Source organism: Azospirillum sp. TSO22-1 (genome assembly GCF_003116015.1).
Taxonomy (GTDB): domain Bacteria; phylum Pseudomonadota; class Alphaproteobacteria; order Azospirillales; family Azospirillaceae; genus Azospirillum.
Genome location: NZ_LGQZ01000093.1, coordinates 1 through 24,506, shown reverse-complemented (window position 1 = coordinate 24,506; position 24,506 = coordinate 1). Strand labels below are relative to the sequence as shown.

16 protein-coding genes are annotated in these 24,506 nt (G+C 70.3%); 15 read left to right on the top strand and 1 reads right to left on the bottom strand.

Going from position 1 to position 24,506, the window contains the following annotated elements:
• Positions 1-162 precede the first annotated feature (162 nt).
• From TSO221_RS23245 to purT, 5 genes are all read left to right on the top strand, one after another.
• Positions 163-5,958, top strand: a complete 5,796-nt coding sequence (locus TSO221_RS23245; protein WP_247878201.1) for a HAMP domain-containing protein — start codon at positions 163-165, stop codon at positions 5,956-5,958.
• Entirely contained in the window at positions 5,955-8,021 is a 2,067-nt protein-coding gene (locus TSO221_RS23240; RefSeq protein ID WP_109120901.1) for a response regulator, read from the top strand. The genes TSO221_RS23245 and TSO221_RS23240 overlap by 4 nt, the downstream gene beginning before the upstream one ends.
• A 64-nt stretch (positions 8,022-8,085) precedes the next feature.
• Entirely contained in the window at positions 8,086-8,742 is a 657-nt protein-coding gene (locus TSO221_RS23235; RefSeq protein ID WP_109120900.1) for a prolyl oligopeptidase family serine peptidase, read from the top strand.
• Positions 8,739-9,599, top strand: a complete 861-nt coding sequence (locus tag TSO221_RS23230; RefSeq protein ID WP_109120899.1) for a DUF1989 domain-containing protein — start codon at positions 8,739-8,741, stop codon at positions 9,597-9,599. Before TSO221_RS23235 ends, TSO221_RS23230 begins: the two co-directional genes overlap by 4 nt.
• Before the next feature lie 77 nt (positions 9,600-9,676).
• Positions 9,677-10,846: a formate-dependent phosphoribosylglycinamide formyltransferase gene (purT, locus tag TSO221_RS23225; protein ID WP_109120898.1), complete on the top strand. Its 1,170-nt coding sequence runs from the start codon at positions 9,677-9,679 to the stop codon at positions 10,844-10,846.
• On the opposite strand, the gene TSO221_RS23220 is transcribed toward purT, so the two are convergent.
• The gene (locus tag TSO221_RS23220) at positions 10,827-11,747 is read right to left on the bottom strand and encodes a LysR family transcriptional regulator (RefSeq protein WP_247878200.1); all 921 of its coding nucleotides are present in this window, start codon (positions 11,745-11,747) and stop codon (positions 10,827-10,829) included. The genes purT and TSO221_RS23220 overlap by 20 nt on opposite strands.
• 104 nt (positions 11,748-11,851) lie before the next feature.
• Between TSO221_RS23220 and TSO221_RS23215 the strand changes: the two genes are divergently transcribed.
• From TSO221_RS23215 to TSO221_RS23170, 10 genes are all read left to right on the top strand, one after another.
• Positions 11,852-13,078 (top strand): acyl-CoA dehydrogenase family protein, encoded by a 1,227-nt coding sequence (locus TSO221_RS23215; protein WP_109120897.1) that lies wholly within the window; start codon positions 11,852-11,854, stop codon positions 13,076-13,078.
• Positions 13,079-13,088: 10 nt separating this feature from the next.
• On the top strand, positions 13,089-14,150 hold the full coding sequence (locus tag TSO221_RS23210) for a phosphotransferase family protein (RefSeq protein WP_109120896.1): 1,062 nt from the start codon (positions 13,089-13,091) through the stop codon (positions 14,148-14,150).
• Between the two features lie 3 nt (positions 14,151-14,153).
• Complete coding sequence (locus TSO221_RS23205; protein ID WP_109120895.1) at positions 14,154-14,861, top strand: histidine phosphatase family protein; 708 nt, start codon at positions 14,154-14,156, stop codon at positions 14,859-14,861.
• A gap of 6 nt (positions 14,862-14,867) precedes the next feature.
• Complete coding sequence (locus TSO221_RS23200) at positions 14,868-15,638, top strand: SDR family oxidoreductase (protein WP_109120894.1); 771 nt, start codon at positions 14,868-14,870, stop codon at positions 15,636-15,638.
• Between the two features lie 16 nt (positions 15,639-15,654).
• Complete coding sequence (locus tag TSO221_RS23195) at positions 15,655-16,665, top strand: NADP-dependent oxidoreductase (RefSeq protein WP_247878199.1); 1,011 nt, start codon at positions 15,655-15,657, stop codon at positions 16,663-16,665.
• 11 nt (positions 16,666-16,676) lie between these two features.
• Entirely contained in the window at positions 16,677-17,516 is an 840-nt protein-coding gene (locus tag TSO221_RS23190) for an SDR family NAD(P)-dependent oxidoreductase (RefSeq protein ID WP_109120892.1), read from the top strand.
• Positions 17,517-17,711: 195 nt separating this feature from the next.
• Entirely contained in the window at positions 17,712-19,424 is a 1,713-nt protein-coding gene (locus TSO221_RS23185) for a long-chain fatty acid--CoA ligase (protein WP_109120891.1), read from the top strand.
• 144 nt (positions 19,425-19,568) lie between these two features.
• Positions 19,569-21,479, top strand: a complete 1,911-nt coding sequence (locus TSO221_RS23180; RefSeq protein ID WP_109120890.1) for a HAMP domain-containing methyl-accepting chemotaxis protein — start codon at positions 19,569-19,571, stop codon at positions 21,477-21,479.
• Positions 21,480-21,536: 57 nt separating this feature from the next.
• On the top strand, positions 21,537-23,339 hold the full coding sequence (locus tag TSO221_RS23175) for a DUF1302 domain-containing protein (RefSeq protein WP_158284193.1): 1,803 nt from the start codon (positions 21,537-21,539) through the stop codon (positions 23,337-23,339).
• Positions 23,340-23,356: 17 nt separating this feature from the next.
• The coding region (locus TSO221_RS23170; RefSeq protein WP_109120909.1) for a DUF1329 domain-containing protein at positions 23,357-24,506 on the top strand (1,150 nt) is incomplete at its 3' end.

Sequence of the window (24,506 nt, the reverse complement as noted above, 5' to 3'; positions counted from 1 at the left end):
TCCGGTGTCCGGCACCGATCCGAGTTCCGAGGCGTGCGGCGCGGCGCGGCCGTAGGGCGCCGATCCGCCAAACCCTCTCTTCCCAACCAGGACAAGCCCGGGCTGCCGCGCCTCATGGCGGCGGCCCCACAGGGCATTCGGCCCATCAGGACGGATCGCATCATGACCATGACCGCCACCCACGACCAGCTGACCCCGCAACTCCTGTTGCGGGCGCTTCGCCAGTTCCGCAAGGGCGACTTCTCGGCGCGGCTGCCGTTGGAACTGTCCGGCATGGACGGTGAGATCGCCGCAGCCTTCAACGACGTGGTCGAACTGAGCGAGATCCTCACCAGGGAGGTCGGCCGGCTCAGCGTCAGCGTCGGCAAGGAGGGCAAGATCAGCCAGCGGGCGAAGCTGTCGAGCGCGTCCGGCGGCTGGGAGACGTGCGCGGCCAACCTCAACGCGCTGGTCGGCGACCTGATCCACCCGACCACCGAGATGGCGCGCGTCATCGGCGCCGTCGCCCGCGGCGACCTGTCCAAGCTGATGGCGCTGGAGGTCGAGGGCCGCCCCCTGCAGGGCGAGTTCCTGCGCACCGCCAAGAACGTCAACACCATGGTCGAGCAGCTGGTGACGGTGACGTCCGAGCTGACCCGCGTCGCCCGCGAGGTCGGCATCGAGGGCAAGCTGGGCGGGCAGGCGCAGGTCAAGGGTGTCGGCGGCACCTGGAAGGATCTGACCGACAACGTCAACATGATGGCCAACAACCTGACCGGTCAGGTGCGCAACATCGCCGAGGTGACCACGGCCGTCGCCCGCGGCGACCTGTCGAAGAAGATCACGGTCGACGTGCGCGGCGAGATCCTGGAGCTGAAATCCACCATCAACACCATGGTGGACCAGCTGAACTCCTTCGCGTCCGAGGTGACCCGCGTGGCGCGCGAGGTGGGCTCGGAGGGCAAGCTGGGCGGTCAGGCGCGCGTCGAGGGCGTGGGCGGCACCTGGAAGGATCTCACCGACAACGTCAACATGATGGCCGCCAACCTGACCGGTCAGGTGCGCAACATCGCCGAGGTCACCACGGCGGTGGCGAAGGGCGACCTGTCGAAGAAGATCACCGTCGATGTGAAGGGCGAGATCCTGGAGCTGAAGTCCACCTTCAACACGATGGTGGACCAGCTGAACTCCTTCGCGTCGGAAGTCACCCGCGTCGCCCGCGAGGTGGGGTCGGAGGGCAAACTCGGCGGGCAGGCCAAGGTGGAGGGCGTGGGCGGCACCTGGAAGGACCTCACCGACAGCGTGAACATGATGGCGGCGAACCTGACGGGACAGGTGCGCAACATCGCCGAGGTGACCACCGCCGTCGCCAACGGCGACCTGTCCAAGAAGATCACCGTCGATGTCAAGGGCGAGATCCTGGAGCTGAAGTCCACCATCAACACGATGGTGGATCAGCTGAATTCCTTCGCCTCGGAAGTGACGCGCGTGGCGCGCGAGGTGGGCAGCGAAGGCAAGCTGGGCGGGCAGGCCAAGGTGGAGGGTGTGGGTGGCACCTGGAAGGACCTCACCGACAGCGTGAACCTGATGGCGGCGAACCTGACGGGACAGGTGCGCAACATCGCCGAGGTGACCACCGCCGTCGCCAACGGCGACCTGTCGAAGAAGATCACGGTCCCGGTCAAGGGCGAGATCCTGGAGCTGAAGGACACCATCAACACGATGGTGGACCAGCTCAACAGCTTCGCCTCGGAGGTGACGCGCGTGGCGCGCGAGGTGGGCTCGGAAGGCAAGCTGGGTGGACAGGCGCAGGTCAAGGGTGTGGCCGGCACCTGGAAGGATCTGACCGACAACGTCAACGCCATGGCGACCAACCTGACGGCGCAGGTGCGCAACATCGCCGAGGTGACGACGGCCGTCGCCAACGGCGACCTGTCGAAGAAGATCACCGTCGATGTGAAGGGCGAGATCCTGGAACTGAAGTCCACCATCAACACCATGGTGGACCAGCTCAACAGCTTTGCATCCGAGGTGACGCGCGTGGCGCGCGAGGTGGGCTCGGAAGGCAAGCTGGGCGGGCAGGCGCAGGTCAAGGGCGTGGCCGGCACCTGGAAGGATCTGACCGACAGCGTGAACCTGATGGCCGCCAACCTGACCGGTCAGGTGCGCAACATCGCGGAGGTGACCACCGCCGTCGCCAACGGTGACCTGTCCAAGAAGATCACCGTGGACGTGAAAGGCGAGATCCTGGAGCTGAAGTCCACCATCAACACCATGGTGGACCAGCTCAACAGCTTCGCGTCCGAGGTCGCGCGCGTCGCGCGCGAAGTGGGCATCGAGGGCAAGCTGGGCGGTCAGGCGCAGGTCAAGGGCGTGGCCGGCACGTGGAAGGACCTGACCGACAACGTCAACATGATGGCCAACAACCTGACCGGTCAGGTGCGCAACATCGCCGAGGTGACCACCGCCGTCGCCCGCGGCGACCTGTCCAAGAAGATCACCGTCGACGTCCGCGGCGAGATCCTGGAGCTGAAGGATACCATCAACACCATGGTGGACCAGCTCAACAGCTTCGCCAGCGAGGTCACGCGCGTCGCCCGCGAGGTGGGCTCGGAGGGCAAGCTGGGCGGGCAGGCGCAGGTCAAGGGCGTGGCCGGCACCTGGAAGGATCTGACCGACAACGTCAACATGATGGCCAACAACCTGACCAATCAGGTGCGCGGCATCGCCGAGGTGGTGACGGCGGTCGCCAACGGCGACCTGCAGCGCAAGCTGGCCGTGGACGCCAAGGGCGAGATCGCCGCGCTGGCCAACACCATCAACGGCATGATCGAGACGCTGGCGACCTTCGCCGATCAGGTCACCAACGTCGCCCGCGAGGTCGGCATCGAGGGCAAGCTGGGCGGGCAGGCCCGCGTGCCCGGCGCCGCCGGCCTGTGGAAGGACCTGACGGAGAACGTCAACCAGCTCGCCGCCAACCTGACCACCCAGGTGCGCGCCATCGCCGAGGTGGCGACCGCGGTGACCAAGGGTGACCTGACGCGCTCCATCACCGTCGGCGCCATGGGCGAGGTGGCGGCGCTGAAGGACAACATCAACGAGATGATCCGCAACCTCCGCGACACGACGCTGAAGAACGCGGAGCAGGACTGGCTGAAGACCAACCTCGCCAAGTTCACCCGCATGCTGCAGGGCGAGCGCGATCTGGTCACCGTCTCCAACCTGATCCTGTCGGAGATCGCCCCGCTGGTGAACGCCCAGCACGGCACCTTCTACGTCGCCGCCCGCGAGGAGGACGAGGCCATCCTGGAGTTGGTCGCCAGTTACGCGCTGAAGGAGCGCAAGAACCTCGGCAACCGCTTCGCGCTGAAGCAGGGCCTCGTCGGCCAGTGCGCGTACGAGAAGAAGCGCATCCTGCTGACCAACGTGCCGAAGGACTACGTCGCCATCAGCTCCGGCCTGGGCGAGGCGCCGCCGCTCAACATCATCGTGCTGCCGGTGATCTTCGAGGACGAGGTCAACGCCGTCATCGAGCTGGCCTCCTTCGGCCGCTTCAGCGAGACGCACCAGTCCTTCCTGGAGCAGCTGACCGAGAGCATCGGCATCGTGCTCAACACCATCGCCGCCAACATGCGCACGGAAGGGCTGCTGAAGCAGTCGCAGCGCCTGACCACCGAGCTGCAGAGCCAGCAGCAGGAGCTGAAGACCACCAACGAACGCCTGGAGCAGCAGGCCGCCTCGCTCCGCCAGTCGGAGGAGCTGCTGAAGGCGCAGCAGGAGAAGCTGCGCCAGACCAACGAGGCGCTGGAGGAGAAGGCCCAGCAGCTGGAGCGCCAGAACGTCGAGGTCGAGCGCAAGAACCGCGAGGTGGTGCTCGCCAAGGCGGCGCTGGAGGAGAAGGCGGAGCAGCTGTCGCTGACCTCCAAGTACAAGAGCGAGTTCCTGGCCAACATGAGCCACGAGCTGCGCACGCCGCTGAACTCCCTGCTGATCCTGTCGCGCCTGCTGGCCGACAACCCGGAAACCAACCTCAGCGACAAGCAGGTGGAGTTCGCCCGCACCATCCACGCCGCGGGGGCCGATCTGCTGGGCCTGATCAACGACATTCTCGACCTGTCGAAGATCGAGTCCGGCACGGTGACGCTGGAGATCGGCGAGGTGGTGCTGGGCGACCTGCGCATGCACGTCGAGCGCACCTTCAGCCAGATGGCGCAGGAAAAGGCGCTGGACTTCACCATCGACGTCGATCCGACGCTGCCCGCCACCATCCAGACTGACGAGAAGCGGCTGGAGCAGGTGCTGAACAACCTGCTGTCCAACGCCTTCAAGTTCACCGAGGCCGGCGGGGTGACCTTCCGCGTCGCGGTGGCCGGGCACGGCTGGAGCAGCGGCCACCCGGTGCTCAACGCGGCGCCGGCGGTGCTGGCCTTCAGCGTCGCCGACACCGGCATCGGCATCCCCGAGGACAAGCAGCGCACCATCTTCGAGGCGTTCCAGCAGGCCGACGGCACCACCAGCCGCAAGTACGGCGGCACCGGCCTCGGCCTGTCGATCAGCCGGGAGATCGCGCGGCTGCTGGGCGGCGAGATCCGGGTGTCCAGCGCCGTCGGGCAGGGCAGCACCTTCACCTTCTACATGCCGCTGAACTTCGACCTCGCCACCCACACCCAGGGGACGAAGCGCGCCGACGCGCCGACCCGCCCGATCGTCGCCGCCGGGTCGGAGGAAGGTCTGGCGTTGCTGCAGATCCACCCGGCGACCGACGACCGCGAACGCATCCGCGCCGGCGACCCTGTCGTGCTGGTGATCGAGGACGACACCAAGTTCTCCTCCATCCTGATTGCCCTGGCGCGCGAGGCCGGGTTCAAGGTGGTGGTCTCCAACACCGGCGGGCAGGCGGTACCGCTGGTGCGCAAGCATCGGCCGGAGGCGATCCTGCTGGACATCGGCCTGCCGGACATGGACGGCTGGGCGCTGCTCGACCTGCTGAAGCATGACCCGCTGACCCGCCACATCCCGGTGCACGTGATCTCCGCCAAGGACGAGCGGCACCGCGGGCTGGCGATGGGCGCCTTCGGCTACGACGAGAAGCCGGTCGACCGCGAGGCGGTGTTCGCCGCGCTGGGCCGCATCAAGGACTTCGTGGCGCGGCCGCGCCGGTCGCTGCTGGTGGTCGAGGGCGCGGGCGGGCCGCTCGCCGCCGCGATTGGCGGGACCGACGTGGTGGTTACTGCCGCCGCCTCGGCCGAACAGGCCATGGCGGCGCTGGCGGCGGAGCCGGTCGATTGCGTGGTGATCGATCTCTCCCTGCCGCAGCCCGCCGATTTCGAGCTGCTGGAGGCGTTGCGCGGGCGCGAGGCGACGGCGGACGTCCCGGTGATCGCCTACCTGCCGAACGGCCTCGACCCGGCGGACGAGGCGCGGCTGCGCCGGCTGGCCGACACCGCCGTGCTGAAGCCGGTGCGCACGCTGGACGCGATGGTGGACGAGGCGGCGCTGTTCCTGCACCGCCCGGTCGACCGCCTGCCGGAGGGCGAGCGCAGCGCCGTCCTCGACCGGCGGCAGCGCGACCCGTCGCTGGCCGGGCGGAAGGTCCTGATCATCGACGACGACGTGCGCAACATCTTCTCGCTGGCGAGCGTGCTCGAGGCGCACGATATGACGGTCCTGCACGCGGAATCGGGGCGCGAGGGCATCGAGACGCTCTCCCGCCACGCGGACGTGGACGTGGTGCTGGTGGACATCATGATGCCGGAGATGGACGGCTATCAGACGATGCGGGTGATCCGCTCGATGCCCGAGCTGGAGGGGGTGCCGATCGTCGCCGTGACGGCGAAGGCGATGAAGGGCGACCGCGAGAAGTGCATTGAGGCGGGGGCGACCGACTACGTGCCCAAGCCGGTGGACATCGACCACCTGCTGTCGCTGCTGCGCATCTGGACGGCGGCCGGCGTGGTGCTGCCCGAGAGGGGCCCATGACGCCACCCGCCATCCCTCCGGACAAGGGCAAGACGATGCTTCCCCTTCCCACGTTGCGGGATCCGGGCGACGCGCCGCCGATCCCGGTCAGCATCCTGGTGGTGGACGACGACCCGCGCAACCTGCTGGCCATGCAGCAGGTGCTGGCGGACGTCGACGCCGACGTGGTGCTGGCGCGCTCCGGCGCCGAGGCGCTGCGGCGGGTGCTCGACCAGGACTTCGCGGCGATCCTGCTGGACGTCCACATGCCGGAGATGGACGGCTACGAGACCGCCGAACTGATCCGCCGGCGCGAGCGGTCGCGCCATGTGCCGATCATCTTCCTGACCGCCATCAACAAGGACGAGGTGCACATCTTCCGCGGCTACGAGGCCGGCGCCGTGGACTACATGTTCAAGCCGGTCGAGCCGACGATCCTGCGCTGCAAGGTGGCGGTCTTCATCGACCTGCAGCGCAAGACGCTGGAGGTGAAGCGGCAGGCCGAGCAGAAGCAGCGCCTGCTGGCCGAGAACCTGCGCGTCCACACCGAGAAGCTGCTGGCCGAGCAGGCGCTGCGCCGGTCCGAGGAGCGGCAGGGGCTGATCGTGCGCTCCCTGCCCATCGTGCTCTACACCGCCGACGCCGACGGCGCCTCCTTCCGCTACCTGAGCGCCAACGCCGCCGCCGTGCTCGGCTTCCCGGCGGAGCGCTTCCTGGAGGAGCCGGGCTTCTGGGAATCCCGCCTGCACCCCGACGACCGCGGGCGCGTGCTGGCCCGGCGGGCCTCGGGCGCCGACCGCGACGCGGCGATGATCGAGTACCGCTGGCAGGGCGCGGACGGCGCCTGGCACGTGCTGCTCGACCACGCCGTGCTGCTGCGCGACGCCCGCGGTCTGCCCAGCGAGCGCAGCGGCACCATCCTCGACGTCACCGAGACGCGGGAGCTGCAGACCCAGCTCGCCCACGCGCAGCGGATGGAGACGGTCGGCCAACTGACCGGCGGCATCGCGCACGACTTCAACAACATGCTGATGGTCGTCATCGGCAGCCTGGAGCGGCTGTCCGGCATGGTGTCGGACGACGAGAAGGCGCAGCGACGGCTCGACATGGCGCTCCAGGCCTCCTTGCGCTGCTCCGACCTGACGCGCCGCCTGCTGTCCTTCGCGCGGCGCCAGCAATTGCATCCGGAGCCGGTGGACCTCGACGCGCTGGTGCGGGGCATGGGCGAGTTCATGGGCCGCACGCTGGGCAGCGGCGTCGAGCTGGTGATCGAGCCGGCGGAGGGCGCCTGGCCGGCCATCGTCGACCGCAGCCAGGCGGAATCGGCGCTGCTGAACCTGGTGATCAACGCCCGCGACGCCATGGAGGGCGGCGGCCGGCTGACCCTGCGCATCGCCAATGTGCCGGCCGGGGCCTCCGATCTGCCGGAGCTGTCCGGCGACAGCGTGCTGCTGTCCGTGTCGGACACCGGCTGCGGCATGCCGCCCGAGGTGCTGGAGCACGCCTTCGAACCGTTCTTCACCACTAAGGACGTGGGCAAGGGCACCGGCCTCGGGCTCAGCATGATCCACGGCTTCGTCAAGCAGTCCGGCGGCGCCATCCGGGTGGACAGCACCGTCGGCCAGGGCACGACCTTCCACCTCTACCTGCCGCGCGCCGACGCGCCGGCCGCCGACGACTCCACGGCGGCGGCGGAGGGCTTGCCGCGCGGCGGCGGCGAGGTGGTGCTGGTGGTGGACGATGAGGAGGACGTCCGCGGCGTCGCCACGCTCACCTTGCAGGACCTCGGCTACACGGTGGTCGAGGCGTCCTCGCCGCAGAAGGCGCTGGAGGTCCTCGCCGAGGGCGGGGCGGTGGACCTGCTGTTCACCGACATCGTCATGCCGGGCGGCGTCAACGGCTTCGAGCTCGCCCGCGCCGGCCTGGAGCGGCGGCCCGCCCTCAAGGTGCTCTACGCCACCGGCTTCGCGCACGGCATCGACGGCGACGGCGCCGCCGGGTCCGCCATCCTGCGCAAGCCCTACCGCCGGCACGAGCTGGCCGAGGCGGTGCGGCGCACCCTGGCGCCGGCCGCGGCCGGCTGACGAACCGCTCGACGGGCGCGCCCGCTTGCCGTATGCCAATATCGGCTGAGGGGAGAGAAAGAGCATGAACCGGTCCGCACCGTCGCATCGCTTGCCGCCGGCCGGCGGCGGGGCCGCAAAGCGCCTCGTGATGTTCCTGCACGGCGTCGGCGCCCGCGGCGACGATTTGGCGCCGCTGGCCGACCTGTGGCGCGCCGCACTTCCCGACGCCGCCATGAGCTTCCCGGACGCGCCGGAGCCGTTCGATCAGGCGCCCTTCGGCCGGCAGTGGTTCAGCGTCACCGGCGTCACCGAGGCGAACCGGCCGCAGCGCGTCGCCGCCGCGGCGCCGGCCTTCGACCGCGTGCTGGCGGAGGAGTTGGCCTGGGCGGGCGTCGCGCCGGAGGCGCTGATCCTCGTCGGCTTCTCGCAGGGCTCCATCATGTCGCTGGACGCGGTCGCCTCCGGGCGCTGGCGGCCGGCGGCGGTGATTGCCTACGCCGGGCGGCTGTCCCGTCCGCCGGCGCCGGGCGTTGCCGCCACGACCCCGCTTCTGCTGGTGCACGGCGCCGCCGACCCGGTCATCCCCGTGCGCGAGACCGAACAGGCCGCCGCGGCGCTGCGCGGCGCCGGCTTCAGCGTCGACGTGCGGATCGAGCCCGGCGTCGACCACACCATCACGCCGGCCGGCGCGCAGGCCGGCCTCGCCTTCCTCAAGGCCGCCGTCGGGAGCGCCCCATGAAGCTCGATCACCCCGGGCATCCGGCCCCTGCGGACGCGGAGAGGCGCCGGGCCGTCCGGCCGGTGATCTGCTACCCCGTGGACACCCTCGCGCCGCCGGACCTCGCGGCCTACCGCGCGGCCCGCGACGGTTGGGAGAAGATGGCCGAAGTGCTCGTCCCGCCGCGCGAGGCGCGCTGCTTCGGCGTTCCGGCGGGCTGCTTCTTCCGCATCGTCAGCGTCGAGGGGCCGCAGGTCGGCGACCTCAACCTCTGGGCGGCCGGCGACCTGAGCGAGCGCTTCTTCTCCGGCAAGACGCGGGCGCTGCACGGCACGCACCTGTCCACCGGCGACCGGCTGTGGTCGGCGTTGCCGCACCTGCGGCCGATGGCGACGATCACCGAGGACACGCTCGACTGGTACGGTTTCGACGAGTGGGGCGGCTCGGTACACGACGTGATCGGGACGCGCTGCGACCCCTACACGCACCGGCTGCTGGCGGGCGGGGATTATCACCACTGCTGCCACTCCAACCTGACGCGGGCGCTCGCCGGCCGGTTGGCCCGTCCGTGCGCCGAAGTGGAGCCGGCGGTGCACGACGTGCTGAACGTCTTCATGTGCACCGGCTTCACCCGCGACACCGGGCAGTATTTCATGAAGGCCAGCCCGGTGCGGCCCGGCGACTTCCTGGAGTTCTTCGCCGAGATCGACCTGCTGGGCGCGCTTTCCGCCTGCCCGGGCGGCGATTGCAGCGCAGAGCATTCGAGCGACACGGCGGCCTGCCATCCCCTGCTGGTCGAGGTCTACCGGCCCAAGGCGTCGCCGCGCGGCTGGGCATCGCCGCCGCGCAACGACTACGGCGGCGGCCACGGCTGCTGAGCGGCCGCGGGGGGTTGCCAAACGGGCCGCGTGCGACGATGCTGCCGCCCCCACCGCCTGCCGCAGGAGCCCCGCACATGTCCACCGCCAAGATCCTTCTCCTCGGCTCGGGCGAACTCGGCAAGGAGTTCGTCATTTCGGCCAAGCGCCTGGGCTGCGAGGTCGTCGCCTGCGACAGCTACGCCAACGCCCCGGCCATGCAGGTGGCGGACGGGTGCGAGGTGTTTTCCATGCTCGACGAGGCGGCCCTGCGCGCCGCCATCGCCAAGCACGCCCCGGACTTCATCGTCCCGGAGATCGAGGCGATCCGCACCGAGGTGCTGCACGAGTTCGAGGATGCCGGGGTGACGGTCGTCCCCTCCGCCCGCGCCGCGACGATGACCATGAACCGCGACCGCATCCGCGAGGTCGCCGCCACCGAACTCGGCCTGCGCACCTCGCGCTACCGCTACGCCGAGAGCCTCGACGAGGTCCGCGCGGGGGCGGAGCACACGGGCCTGCCCTGCGTCATCAAGCCGGTGATGTCGTCGTCGGGCAAGGGCCAGAGCACCGTGCGCACGGCGGACGAACTGGAAGCCGCCTGGGAGTACGCCGTCGCCAACATGCGCGGCGACCGGCGCAAGGTCATCGTCGAGGAGTTCGTTGCCTTCGAGTACGAGATCACCCTGCTGACCGTCCGCACCCGCGACGGCGTGCTGTTCTGCGAGCCCATCGGCCACCGGCAGGAGCGCGGCGACTACCAGGAATCCTGGCAGCCGGTCGCCATGCCGCAGCTCCTGCTGGACGACGCCAAGGCGATGGCCACCAAGGTGGTGGACAACCTGGGCGGCTACGGCATCTTCGGCGTCGAGTTCTTCGTGACGAAGGACGAGGTGGTCTTCTCCGAGCTGTCGCCGCGCCCGCACGACACCGGCATGGTGACGCTGCTGTCGCAGAACCTCTCGGAATTCGACCTGCACGCCCGCGCCATCCTGGGCTTGCCGATCCCGCGCATCCACGTGCACGGCCCGTCCGCGTCGGCGGTGATCCTCGCCGACCGCGAGGCGGAGCGCTTCGCCATCGAGGGGCTGGCGGAGGCGCTGACGCACGGCACGCCCGACTATGACGTCGACGTGCGCCTGTTCGGCAAGCCGACGACGCGCAAGAACCGCCGCATGGGCGTGGCGTTGGCCGCCGGGGCGACGCTCGACGAGGCGCGGGAGCGCGCCCTCAAGGCCGCGGCGGCGATCACGATCCGCTATTCGTAGCCGCGAACAGCTCCAGCAGGACCCCGCGCAGCCAACGGTTGGCCGGATCGTGCTCCGCCGTCTCGTGCCAGTACAGGTAGACGTCCAGCGTCGGCACCGGGAACGGGACGGGGAGCACCCGGTTCGGCAGGGTCAGGTTGGCGGCCTGCGCGTAGTGCTGCGGCATGGTCAGCAGCAGGTCGCTCTCCGCCACCACCCGGCACGCCGCGTCGTACTGCTGGCAGCGCAACGCGACGTGGCGGCTGCGGCCGATGCGGGCCAACTCCAGGTCCTCCAGGGCGCCGCCCTTGCGGCGTGACGACACCAGCACGTGGCTGGTCCGCAGGTAGCCTTCCAGGTCCAGCCCCTCGGCGAGGACGGGATGCTCCTCGCGCGCGACCACCACCAGCGTGTCGCGCAGCAGCAGCGTGCGCCGCACCGCGTTGGACAGGGTGAGCAGCACGTCCGCCGCCATGTCCAGTGATCCGGCCGCCAGTTCCGATTCCAGTTCGCGCCGGTCGGCGCGGACCGAGGACACGTCGATCAACGGAGCTTCCGCCTTCAGCCGGCCGGTCAGCGGCGGCAGCAGCTTCGATTCCAGCACGTCGCGCACGCCGATGGTGACGCTGCGCCGGGTCGAGGCCGGGTCGAAGCTGCGGCACTGCTGCACGCTGGCGGTCAGCGTGTTGAGCGACTGCCGCACCGGACCGATCAGCGAACGCGCCAGCGGCGTCGGCGCCATGGCGCTGCCCCGGCGGACGAACAGCGGGTCGTCGAACACCGCGCGCAGCCGGCCGAGCGCGTGGCTCAGCGCCGGCTGCGTCAGGTTCAGGCTGCGCGCCGCGCGGGTGATGTTGCCCTCGGTGTAGATGGCGTTGAGGACGACGAACAGGTTCAGGTCGAGCCGGTTTATATGCACCATGCTTATGGTTCTGCATGAAGACTCATCATTTGATTCATTGTGCCGTGTGACGGAAAGTTTGCGCAAGGGCTGATGCCCGATCCGTCACAAAGCGACCCGAATCCATGGACTTCGCCCACTCCGCCAAGGCCCGGCATTTCATCGACCGCGTCGCCGCGTTCATGGCCGACCACGTCATCCCGGCCGAGCCGCTGTACCACGAGCAGATCCGCTCCGCGCCCGACCCCTGGGCCCAGCCGCCGGTGATGGAGGAGCTGAAGGCGCGCGCCAGGGCCGCCGGCCTGTGGAACCTGTTCCTGCCCGACGAGGAGCACGGCGCCGGCCTGTCCAACGTGGACTACGCGCCGATCGCCGAGTTGACCGGCCGCTCCTTCATCGCGCCGGAGGTGTTCAACTGCGCCGCGCCCGACACCGGCAACATGGAGGTGCTGGTCCAGTACGGCTCGCCCGAGCAGAAGGAGCGCTGGCTGACGCCGCTGCTGGAGGGCGCCATCCGCTCCGCCTTCTGCATGACCGAGCCGGAGGTCGCCTCCTCCGACGCCACCAACATGCGCGCCACGGCCATCGTCGAGGGCGACGAGATCGTGCTGAACGGGCGCAAGTGGTGGAGCACCGGCATCGGCCACCCGCACTGCCGCTTCGTCATCTTCATGGGGCTGACCGACGCCGAGGCGCCGAAGCACCGCCGCCACTCCATGGTGCTGGTGCCGCTCGACGCGCCGGGCGTGACGGTGCGGCGCATGCTGCCGGTGTTCGGCGATCTGCACCCGCCGCACGGCCACGGCGAGGTCACCTTCGAGGACGTGCGGCTGCCGCTGTCCAACGTCATCGCCGGGCCGGGCCGCGGCTTCGAGATTGCGCAGGGCCGCCTGGGGCCGGGACGCATCCATCACTGCATGCGCGCCATCGGCATCGCCGAGCGGGCGTTCGAGCTGATGTGCCGCCGTTCGCTGACCCGCACCGCCTTCGGTGCCCCGCTGGCCCGGCTGGGCGGCAACGGCGACGTGATCGCCAACGCCCGCATGGCCATCGACCAGGCCCGCCTGCTGACGCTGAAGGCGGCGTGGATGATGGACACCGTCGGGGTGAAGGGAGCGATGAGCGAGATCTCGCAGATCAAGGTGGTGGCGCCCTCGGTCGCGCAGACGGTGGTCGACCAGGCGATCCAGATGCATGGCGGCGCCGGCGTGTCCGACGACGTGCCGCTGGCCGGGATGTTCGCCGCGGCGCGCGTCCTGCGCCTCGCCGATGGGCCGGACGAGGTGCACCGCGCGCTGATCGCCAAGCTGGCGCTGAAGCCCTTCGCCGCCGAACTCGCCGCCGCCCGCTAGGAGATTTTCGATGGATCTGCTCGACAAACCCGGCCGGGTGCGCAAGGGCGAGGAACTCGACCTCGCGGCCGTGGACGCCTTCCTGAAGGGCATCGACCCCGCGCTGCACGGCGAACCGGAGGCCGGCCAGTTCGCCGGCGGCGCCTCCAACCTCACCTACCTGCTGCGCTATCCCGGCCGCGACTTGATCCTGCGCCGCCCGCCCTTCGGCGCGCGCGCCAAGGGCGCCCACGACATGGTGCGCGAGGCCGAGGTGCAGCGCGCGCTGGCGCCGGTCTACCCGACCGTGCCGAAGGTGGTCGCGGTGTGCCGCGATCCGGCGGTGCTGGGGTGCGAGTTCTACGTGATGGAGCGCATCGCCGGCATCATCCCGCGCCGCGACCTGCCGTCGGGCCTGACGCTGAGCGTCGCCGACACCCGCCGGCTATGCCTGAACGTCATCGACAAGCTGATCGAACTGCATCAGGTGGACCCGGCCGCTCCGGGCCTGGCCCAGCTCGGCAAGGGGGAGGGCTACGTGCGTCGGCAGGTGGAGGGCTGGCAGGAGCGCTTCCGCCGCGCCCGCACCGAGGACGTGTCCGACTTCGCCGCGGTCATGGCGTGGTTGACCGAGCGGATGCCGGCCGGCGAGGTGGCGATCCGCGTCATCCACAACGACTTCCGCTTCGACAACGTGGTGCTGGACGCCGCCGACCCGCTGACGGTCGTCGGCGTGCTGGACTGGGAGATGGCGACGCTTGGCGACCCGCTGATGGACCTGGGCGGCGCGCTCGCCTACTGGATCCAGGCGGACGACGAGCCGGAGTTCCAGGCGCTGCGCCGCCAGCCGACGCACCTGCCTGGCATGCTGACCCGCGACGAGGTCGTCGCCTACTACGGCGAGCGGACCGGCTGGCGGGTGGACGACTTCGCCTTTTACATGGTGTTCGGCCTGTTCCGCCTCGCCGTCATCGCCCAGCAGATCTACCAGCGCTACACCCAGGGCAACGCCGCGAACCCGCAGTTCGCCACCTTCGGCGCGCTGGTTGGCGTGCTGGAGCGACGCTGCCGCGCCGTCATGGCGGCGGCCTGAGCGATGGCGGCGCTGTTCCTCGTCCGCCATGGGCAAGCCGGCCTGCTGTCGGAGGATTACGACCGGCTCTCCCGCGTCGGGCGGACGCAGGCGGCGGCGCTCGGCAAGTGGCTGCGCGCCACCGGGCAGAGCGGCGGCCTGTTCGTGCGCGGCGGCCTGCGCCGCCATCGCGAGACCGCCGAGGAATGCCTGACGACGTGGCGGGAGCCCGGCGAACCGCCGCCCGAGGTCGAGGAGGACGCCGCCTTCGACGAGTTCGACCACCTCGACGTGCTGGGCGCCCACCGCGCCGACCTCGGCACGCCCGCCGGGCTGGCCGCCTTCCTGCGCGGCCAGACGCAGCCGCAGCGCGCCTTCCAGGCGGTGTTCGTCGAGGCCGTCGCACGCTGGACCGATGGCCGGCACGACGGCGACTACCGCGAGAGCTGGGGCGCCTTCAAGGCGCGCTGCGTCGAGGGCATGCGCCGCGTCGTCGCCCGCACGCCGCCGTCGCAGAACGCCTGGGTGTTCACCTCGGGCGGGCCGATCGCCGTGCTGTGCCAGCACGCGCTGGGCCTCAGCGACGACCGCACGGTGGCGCTCACCGCCATGATCCACAACACCGCCGTCAGCAAGCTGCTGCACGACCGCAGCCGGCTGGGCCTCGGCGCCTTCAACGGCATCGCGCATCTGGAAGCGATGGGCGACGCCAGCCTCTTCACCTACCGCTAGGACACCATGGACCGCACGCACCTCTTCGACCTGACCGGCCGGATCGCCCTGGTGACCGGCGCCAGCCGCGGCATCGGCGAGGCGATCGCCCGCACGCTGGCCGCCGCCGGGGCGCACGTGATCGTCTCCAGCCGCAAGCTCGACGGCTGCCAGGCCGTCGCCGGGAGCATCGCCGCGGCGGGCGGCTCGGCCGAGGCGCTGGCCTGCCACATCGGCGAGATGGACGAGATTACGGGAGCCTTCGCCGCCATCGAGGAGCGGCACGGCCGACTCGACATCCTGGTCAACAACGCCGCCGCCAACCCGTATTTCGGTTCCATCGTCGACACCGACCTCGCCGCCTTCCAGAAGACGGTGGACGTCAACATCCGCGGCTACTTCTTCATGTCGGCCGGCGGCGCCAGGCTGATGGCGCGGAACGGGGGCGGCAGCATCGTCAACGTCGCCTCGGTCAACGCGGTGATCCCGGCGGCGGCGCAGGGCATCTACTCAATCACCAAGGCGGCGGTGGTCTCGATGACCAAGGCCTTCGCCAAGGAGTGCGCGCCGTCCGGCGTGCGCGTCAACGCGCTGCTGCCCGGCGCCACCGACACGAAGTTCGCCGCGGCGCTGATCCGGAACAAGCCGATCCTCGACCAAGTGCTGGCGCACGTGCCGATGGGCCGCGTCGCGCGGCCGGACGAGATGGCGGGGGGCGTGCTGTACCTCGCCTCCGACGCCGCCAGCTATACCACCGGGACCTGCCTGACCATTGATGGTGGCTACCTGATCGCCTGAGGGAAGAGGGATGCGCATGACCGAGACCAACCGCCAGTTCCGCCTCGCCGCCCGCCCGGTCGGCCTGCCGAGGCGGAGCGACTGGCAGTTCACCACCGAGCCGATACCCGGGCCCGCCGAGGGCGAGGTGCTGGTGAGGACGCTGTACCTGTCGCTCGACCCCGCCATGCGCGGCTGGATGAACGAGGGCAAGTCCTACATCCCGCCGGTCGAACTGGGCGCGGTGATGCGGGCCGGCGGCGCCGGGCGCGTCGTGGCCTCGCGCCATCCGGGTTTCGCGGTGGGCGACACGGTGACCGGCAGCCTGGGCGTGCAGGACTACGCCTGCCTGCCGGGCAAGCACCTTACCCGGGTGGAGACGCGGCTGGCGCGGCTGCCGGTGTTCCTCGGCACGCTCGGCATGCCGGGGATGACCGCGTATTTCGGCCTGCTGGAGGTCGGCCGGCCGACCCCCGGCGACACGGTCGTCGTGTCCGGCGCCGCGGGCGCGGTCGGCGGCGTGGTCGGGCAGATTGCCAAGCTGAAGGGCTGCCGCGTCGTCGGCATCGCCGGCGGCGGGGACAAGTGCCGGTACGTGGTGGACGAACTCGGCTTCGATGCCGCCATCGACTACAAGGCGGAGGATGTGAAGGTGGCGCTGCGCCGCGCGTGCCCGAAGGGCATTGACGTCTACTTCGACAACGTCGGCGGCGATACCCTGGATGACGCGCTGGCCAACCTCGCGCGCCACGCCCGCATCGTCATCTGCGGCGCCATCTCGCAATACAACAACACCACGCCCGTGCAGGGGCCGCGCAACTACCTGTCGCTGCTGGTCAACCGGGCGCGCATGGAGGGCATGGTCGTCTTCGACTACGCCGACCGCTACGGCGAGGCGGTGCGCGACCTCGCCCGCTGGATGGCGGAAGGCAAGCTGCAATCGCGCGAACACGTCGTCGAGGGGTTCGAGAGCTTCCCGGAGGCGCTGCTGACGCTGTTCAGCGGCGGGAACCTCGGCAAGCTCGTGCTCAAGGTCGCGGAAGAATGATGGGGGAAGGGATGCAGGATCTGACCGGCAAGGTCGCCGTCGTCACCGGTGCCGCCGAGGGCATCGGCAAGGCCATCGCCCGCCGGGCGGCGGCCGAGGGGATGAAGCTCGTGCTGGCCGACATCGACGCCAGGGCGCTGGGTGCCTTGGCCGATGAGTTCGCCGCCGCGGGAGTCGAGGCGCTGGCCGTGCGCACCGACGTGGCGGACGCCGATCAGGTGGACGCGCTGGCCGACACCGCCTTCGGCCACTACGGCGCCGTTCACCTGCTGGTGAACAACGCCGGCGTCGCTCTGGCCAAGAGCGTCTGGGAGACCACGCCCAGGGACTGGGACTGGGTGATGGGCGTCAACTTCTACGGCGTCACCAACGGCCTGCGCGCCTTCGTGCCGCGCATGCTGGAGCGCGGCGAGGCCGGGCACATCGTCAACACCGCCTCCATCGCCGGGCTGCTGTCGATGCCGGCGCTGGCCGCCTACAACGCCAGCAAGTTCGCCGTGGTGACGGTGTCGGAGGGGCTGCATCACGACCTGTCGCTCCGCGGCGCGCCCATCGGCGTCTCGGTCCTTTGCCCGTCCTGGGTGAAGACCCGCATCGTCGAGGCCGAGCGCAACCGCGCCGGCGAGCACACCGGCCTCGCCGGGATGAGTCCGCAGTCGCGCAAGGTGGGGCACGCGGTGTTCCAGGCCGTGCAGGCCGGCATCGCACCGGAATCCGTCGCCGACGCGGTGTTCGAGGCGGTGCGCGCTGGGCGCTTCTACATCCTCACTCACCCGGACAGCCGGGTCGGCGTGAAGATCCGCATGGAGGACATCGTGAACGATCGCCGACCCACGGCGCTGACGTTCTGAGCAGGCCGGCTTTGACATAAAGTGAACTTTAATTTGTTCTTGAGAAAATCAGTAATGTGACCTATACGTCAGGCGTGAGCGGCGCTGCCGCGCACCGAGGGCGGACCGGGCGCAATCCCGACCCCGTCCCGCTTGGCGAAACGAACGACCCGTGGCGCGAAACGACCGGCGGGCGCACCAAGCAGGGGAGGACGAATGAACGACGCGATGCAGGGGCACCCCGTGCGTCCGCTGCCCGCCCTGTCGGGCCGCCCGATGCACAGCCTGCTGGACGAGGCGGTGGCGCGTTTCGCTGACCGGCCGTGTCTGGACTTCCTGGGCACATCCTACAGCTACGCCGAGGTCGGCCGGCTGGTCGACCGCGTCGCCCGTGGTCTGCAGGCCATCGGTGTCGGCAAGGGCACGCGGGTCGGGCTGTGCCTGCCCAACACGCCCTATTCGGTCATCGGCTACTACGGCATCCTGAAGGCCGGTGGCATCGTGGTGAATTACAACCCGCTCTACGTGGAGCGGGAACTGCGCCACCAGATCGAGGATTCCGGCACCACCGTCATGCTGACGCTGGACGAGCGCTGCCTGCTCGGGCGGGTGGCGGCGCAGCTGGGCGCCTCGTGCCTGGAGCGGGTCGTGGTCTGCCCCGTCGCCGGGATCGTGTCGGACGGCTGCACGTTGTTCCCGTCCTTCACCGGCGCCGCGGTGACGCCACCGTCCGACGATCCCCACCTGATTCCGTTCGGCCGCCTGATCGACAACGACGGCGCACCGGCCCCGGTGGACATCGACCCGGCCGAGGACGTGGCGGTGCTGCAATACACCGGCGGCACCACCGGCGTGCCGAAGGGGGCGACGCTCACGCACGCCAACGTCTCGGTGAACGCCGCGCAGGTGACCTATTGGCTCGCTGGCCCGCCGGGGGAAGACCGGGTGCTCGGCGTGCTGCCGCTGTTCCACGTGTTCGCCATGACCGCGGCGATGAACCTGGCCATCCATTCGGGCGCGGAGCTGATCCTGCTGCCGCGCTTCGAGCTGGAGGAGGTGGTGAAGCGGATCGCGGTCAAGCGGCCGACCTTCTTCCCCGCCGTGCCCACCATCTACACCGCGCTGATCGCCGCCGCGCAGCAGCCGGGCTGCGACCTGTCGTCGATCCGCTGCTGCATCTCCGGCGGCGCGCCGCTACCGCTGGAGGTGAAGGAACGGTTCGAGGCGGTCACCGGCTGCACCCTGGTCGAGGGCTACGGCCTGTCGGAGACTTCGCCTGTGGCCACCTGCAACCCGGTGCGCGGCGTCAACAAGGCCGGCTCGATCGGCGTGCCGTTGCCGGGCACGATGGTGGAGATCCGCGCCGTGGACGACCCGCGCCGGACGGCGGGACCGGGCGAGCACGGCGAGGTGTGCGTCCGCGGGCCGCAGGTCATGCGTGGCTACTGGAACCGGCCGGAGGAGACGGCGGACATCTTCGTCGGGGACTTCCTGCGCACCGGCGACGTCGGGCGGGTGGATGAGGACGGCTACGTCTTCCTCACCGACCGCATCAAGGACCTGATTCTGTGTGGCGGCTACAACGTCTATCCGCGGGTGATCGAGGAGGCGCTGTACCAGCACCCGGCCGTCGCCGAGTGCATCGTCATCGGCATCCCCGACGGCTACCGCGGGCAGGCGCCCAAGGCGTTCGTGCGCCTGCGCGACGGCACGGAGGCGACGCCGGAGGGTCTCAAGGACTTCCTGTCCGGACACCTGTCGCGCATCGAGATGCCGAAGGCCATTGAGCTGCGCGCCGAGCTGCCGAAGACCGCGGTCGGCAAGCTGTCGAAGAAGACGCTGATCGACGAGGAACGCGTCCGCGCCGCCGTGGGGGACGGCGTGGCCGGCAAGGGGAAATCAGGGGGAACGATGGCGCACGGATTCTAGCGACGGTCCACGCCGTCCGGCCGGCGTGAGGCGCGGCCGGGGCTTCCGGCATCACCACGACGCGTGCGACCGCGCGCCGGCTCCCGCCGGCGCGACCGGCCTGCCTCGTCCTGAAACAACCTCGTCCTCTGGGGGCGGCGACACATGGTCTTGGAAAAGCTTGCCGTATCGACGCGCATCTTTGCCGGCTTCCTGTCGGTGCTGGCCCTGCTGGCGGCGATGGGGACCGCGGGGGTGGTCGGGTTCGGCATGGCGCGCGAGCAGTTCGTCTCCTACGGCGAGGTGGCCGAGGTGGCGATCTCCGCCATGGAGGTGCAGACCGACATCGGCATCCTGATGCGCGCCGCGCAGAACTACGCCGCCTCGGGCCGCGAGCTGGAGCGCACCACCGCCCGGGACGTCGGCCAGCGCCTCGACGCGACCGCCGCCGCCATCCGCACGCGCCCCGGTGCCGCCGGGCTTGCCGCGCCGCTCGACGAGCTGACCGCGGCCCGCCGCCAGTTCGAGGCGGAGTTCGCGCGCGTCGTCGAGGCCAAGACCCGCCGCCGTGCCCTCATCCTGGACGAGCTGCTGCCGGGTCTCCAGGCGGCGGCCGACCAAGCCCCGGCCGGGGTGCGCGAGGTGCTCGCCAAACTGCCGCTGCTGCTCGAACGCTACGAGGCCGAGCAGATGGAGGACGACGCCGACGCGGTGCGCAAGGCCTTGGCTGAGGCCGCCGCCACGGCGCCCGCCCTGGCCGCCCCGATGGCGGAGGCGCGGCGGCGCCTGGAGGCGGTGACCGCCGCCGCGGACGCCGCCGACCTCGCCGCCGACGCGCTGGTCCGCGTCACCGGTCGCCGCCTGATCGCCTCCGGCCAGGCGCTGCGCGAGACGGCGGTGGGCAACCTGACGCGTCTCCAGGCGGAGAACGAGGCCACCATGGGGCAGGGCCAAGCGCTGCTGATCGCGCTGGCGGTGGCCGGGCAGTTGCTCGGGCTGGCGCTGGCCTGGGTGATCGCGCGCAGCATCATCCGCCCGGTGCGCCGCATCACCCGCACCATGGAGGCGCTGGCGGCCGGCGACAAGGGTGTGGAGATCCCGGCGCAGACCGCGCGCGACGAGATCGGCGCCATGGCCCGCGCGGTCGCGGTGTTCAAGGACAACGCGCTCGCCATGGAACGCTTCCAGGTGGAGCAGGAACGCGCCAAGCAGGACGCCGAGCACGAGAAGGGCCGGATGCTGGCCGAACTGGCCAACGGCTTCGAGGAGAGTGTGCAGCACGTGGTGGACGTCGTGTCGGCCGCCGCGGCGGACCTGCACGCCGCCGCCGCCGGCATGGCGCAGACCACCGACGGCGCCAACCGGCACCTGTGCGCCTTCTCCGCCACCTCCGAGGACACCGTGCACAACGTCCAGCAGGTCAGCGCGGCGGCCGAGCAGCTGTCGGCCTCGGTGGGCGAGATCGGGCAGCGCGTCGCCCAGTCCACCGCCATGGCCGGCCGCGCGGTGGCCGAGGCCGGGCGCACCAACGGCATGGTGCAGGCGCTGTCGGAGTCCGCGCAGACCATCGGGCGCGTGGTCGACCTGATCAACCGCATCGCCCACCAGACCAACCTGCTGGCGCTGAACGCCACCATCGAGGCGGCACGCGCCGGCGAGGCCGGCAAGGGCTTCGTCGTCGTGGCGAACGAGGTGAAGGCGCTGGCGCATCAGACCTCGAAGGCGACGGGGGAGATCGCCCAGCAGATCGGCGCCATCCAGCAGGCCACCGCCGGCACGGTGGATGCCATCGCCGCGATCACGACCATGGTCGCCGACATCGATCAGGTGGCCACGGCGGTCGCCGCCGCGGTCGAGCAGCAGGGCGCGGCAACGCGGGACATCGCCCGCAACATCCAGCAGGTGGCGACCGGCATCGGCCGGCTGTCGTCGCACAGCACCACGCTGGCCGGCGCGGTGAACGACACCGGCACCGCCGCCGGCCGGGTCCTGCACGCGGCCGACGACCTGTCGGGCCAATCGGAACGGTTGCGCCGCGAGGTCGGCCGGTTCCTCGACCAGGTGCGGGTCGTCTGACCGCACGGAAGAACACGGACAAGGGGGAGGCTTTTTGCGATGAGGGGGGATCGGTTCATGCTTCGGTGGGGGAGGCGCCCGGCGGCCGGGCTGCTGTGCGGGTCGGCGTTGTGGCTGCTGGGGGCGCTGGGCGCACCGGCGCAGGCCGAGACCTTTGCGCTGGGTGACGGGTGGGAGGCGCAGACCGCGCTCGACCTCTCGGTGGGAGCGGCGATGCGGCTGCGCAACCCCGACGCTGCGCTGGTGGCGCGCGGCAACGGCGGGCGCGGCGACGGCACGACCACCGACGACGGCAACCTGAACTACCGGCGCGGCGACCTCTATTCGGCGCTCGGCAAGGCGCTTGGCGAGGTGCAGGTCAGCCGCGACGGCTACGGCGTCTTCCTGCGCGGCAAGGCGTGGTACGACGCCGCTACCGAGCGCCAGGGCGTTGATTTCGGGCATTCGGCGAACGGTTACCGGGCCGGCTCGCGGCTGAACGACAGCGACTTCTACACGCTGTCGAAGTTCAAGGGCGCCCAGCTGCTCGACGCCTACGCCTTCGGCGACATCGGCTTGGGCGGCGACCGCTCGGTCGCGGTGAAGGCCGGCCAGCATGTGGTGAACTGGGGCGAGAGCCTGTTCGTCGCCGGCGTCAACCAGTACAACATCGTGGACGGCAGCGCCGCCCGCCGCCCCGGCGCGCAGATCAAGGAGATCCTGCTGCCGGTCCCGCAGATCTCCTTCAACGCCGGCCTGGGCGACGGCTTCAGCGTCGAGGGCTTCTACCAGTTCGCCTGGAAGCATTCGACCTTCGAGGGCTGCGGCACCTTCTGGAGCCCGAGCGACATCCTCAACTGCTCGAACGTCGCGGCCAACATCACCCCGGCGCCGTTCGGCGACGTCCAGGGCTACAACGGCATCCCGGCGCTGCGCGGCCTCAACGCCCGCATGAGCAACGCCGGCCGGCAGGAGCCGCGCGACAGCGGGCAGTTCGGCGTGGCGGGCCGCTACTTCGCCTCGGGCATCGGCACCGACTTCGGCCTGTACTACGCGCAGTACCACGCGCGCAGCCCGATCTTCAGCATGGTGCGTTCGCCGTCCACGGTGCGCAACTCGTTGTACAGCCTGCCGTCCAACGCCGCGCAGTACTTCGAGGACTATTCGGCAGAGGACATCCGGGTCTACGGCGCCAGCGCCGCCACCGAGATCGGCGGCTGGAGCGTCTCGTCGGAGATCAGCCACGCCACCGACGTGCCGGTGCAGATCAACACCAGCGACCTGGTGGCCGGCGTGTCCAGCGGCACCGGGCCGCTGGGCTACCTGAAGTCGCGCCCGCTCGGCAGCGTCATCCGCGGCTACGACCTGAAGGACAAGACGCAGATCCAGGTCTCGACCATCAAGTCGTTCCCCAACGTGATGGGGGCGGACTCCCTGCGCCTGCTGGGCGAGGTGGCGTTCCAGCACTGGAGCGGCATCGGCGATCCGAACACCTCGACCCGCTACGGCCGTTCCCCGGGCTTCGGCCGCGCCGGCAGCGCGACCACGGCCTGCGGCACCACGGTGGTCGACTACTGCGGCGCGGACGGCTTCGCCACGTCGAACTCCTGGGGTCTGCGCACGCAGGTGTCGCTGACCTACCCGGACGTGTTCGCCGGCGTGAACCTGACGCCGCGCCTCTCGGTGGCCTGGGATGTCGGCGGTGTGTCGCCGGACGGCACCTTCGTCAAGGATCGCGTCAACGTCGGCCTCGGGCTGCGCGCCGACCTGCTGCAGCGTTACTACGCCGACCTGACGCTCAGCGCCTACAACCAGAAAGCCAAGTACGACCCACAGCGCGACCGTGCCTACGTGGCCCTGGTCGTCGGCATGACGTTCTAAGCAGGAGACGACGATCCATGCGACGCACTTCGATGTTCACGGCGCCGGTCGCCGTCGCGCTGGTCCTCGGCACGGCCGGCTTCGCCGCCGCCGAGATGACTCCGCAGGACGCCGCCCGCCTCGGCAAGGACCTGACGCCGATGGGTGCGGAAGCGGCCGGCAACAAGGCGGGCACCATCCCGGCCTGGACCGGCGGCCTGACCAAGCCGCCGGCCGGCTTCGACCCGGCCAAGGGCTACGCCGACCCCTACGCGTCGGAACAGCCGCTTTACACCATCACCGCGGCCAACGCCGACCAGCACAAGGACAAGCTGGCGCCGGGGCAGATCGCGCTGCTGAAGCGCTATCCGTCCTACACGATGAAGGTGTACCCGACCCACCGCACCGCCGCGCTGCCACAGAAGGAATACGACGCCGTCAAGGCGGAGGGTGTCGCCGCGCAGCTCGCCGACGGCGGCAACGGCGTGCTCAACATCAGCTCCACGGCGGTGCCGTTCCCGGTGCCGAAAAGTGGCGTGGAGGTGATGTGGAACCACGTCATGCGCTACCGCGGCGGCACCTACCAGCGCTTCGGCACGGAGTTCCCGGTGCACACCAACGGCAGCTTCACGCCGCTGCGCCGGACCGAGTGGTACGGGCGCGCCAGCACGCTTGGCAACCCGGAGCCCAACCGCCTGCACTACTATCTGAATCTGGTGACGGCGCCCTCCAGCATCGCCGGCGAGGCGATCCTGGTGCACGATCCGCTCGATCAGGTGAAGGACTCCCGCCTGGCCTGGACCTACAATCCCGGCCAGCGCCGGGTGCTGCGGGCCCCCTCGGTGTCGTACGACAGCCCGGGCACCGGTACCGACGGCCTGCGCACCATGGACGACTACGAGGGCTACAACGGCGCCCCCGACCGCTACGACTGGAAGCTGGTCGGCAAGCGGGAGATGATCATCCCCTATAACAACTACAAGCTGACCGACAAGAGCCTGAAGTATTCGGACATCATCAAGGAGAACACCATCAACCAGGACCTCGTGCGCTACGAGCTGCACCGGGTATGGGTGGTGGAGGCGACGCTGAAGCCCGGCGCGCGGCACCTCTACGCCAAGCGCGAGTTCTACGTGGACGAGGATTCCTGGCAGATCGCCCACAAGGACCAGTACGACGGCCGCGGCG

Coding starts and splice junctions, on each gene's coding strand:
- TSO221_RS23245 (WP_247878201.1), top strand. CDS start 163: ATGACCATGACCGCCACCCACGACCAGCTGACCCCGCAACTCCTGTTG.
- TSO221_RS23240 (WP_109120901.1), top strand. CDS start 5,955: ATGACGCCACCCGCCATCCCTCCGGACAAGGGCAAGACGATGCTTCCC.
- TSO221_RS23235 (WP_109120900.1), top strand. CDS start 8,086: ATGAACCGGTCCGCACCGTCGCATCGCTTGCCGCCGGCCGGCGGCGGG.
- TSO221_RS23230 (WP_109120899.1), top strand. CDS start 8,739: ATGAAGCTCGATCACCCCGGGCATCCGGCCCCTGCGGACGCGGAGAGG.
- purT (WP_109120898.1), top strand. CDS start 9,677: ATGTCCACCGCCAAGATCCTTCTCCTCGGCTCGGGCGAACTCGGCAAG.
- TSO221_RS23220 (WP_247878200.1), bottom strand. CDS start 11,747: ATGGTGCATATAAACCGGCTCGACCTGAACCTGTTCGTCGTCCTCAAC.
- TSO221_RS23215 (WP_109120897.1), top strand. CDS start 11,852: ATGGACTTCGCCCACTCCGCCAAGGCCCGGCATTTCATCGACCGCGTC.
- TSO221_RS23210 (WP_109120896.1), top strand. CDS start 13,089: ATGGATCTGCTCGACAAACCCGGCCGGGTGCGCAAGGGCGAGGAACTC.
- TSO221_RS23205 (WP_109120895.1), top strand. CDS start 14,154: ATGGCGGCGCTGTTCCTCGTCCGCCATGGGCAAGCCGGCCTGCTGTCG.
- TSO221_RS23200 (WP_109120894.1), top strand. CDS start 14,868: ATGGACCGCACGCACCTCTTCGACCTGACCGGCCGGATCGCCCTGGTG.
- TSO221_RS23195 (WP_247878199.1), top strand. CDS start 15,655: ATGACCGAGACCAACCGCCAGTTCCGCCTCGCCGCCCGCCCGGTCGGC.
- TSO221_RS23190 (WP_109120892.1), top strand. CDS start 16,677: ATGCAGGATCTGACCGGCAAGGTCGCCGTCGTCACCGGTGCCGCCGAG.
- TSO221_RS23185 (WP_109120891.1), top strand. CDS start 17,712: ATGAACGACGCGATGCAGGGGCACCCCGTGCGTCCGCTGCCCGCCCTG.
- TSO221_RS23180 (WP_109120890.1), top strand. CDS start 19,569: ATGGTCTTGGAAAAGCTTGCCGTATCGACGCGCATCTTTGCCGGCTTC.
- TSO221_RS23175 (WP_158284193.1), top strand. CDS start 21,537: ATGCTTCGGTGGGGGAGGCGCCCGGCGGCCGGGCTGCTGTGCGGGTCG.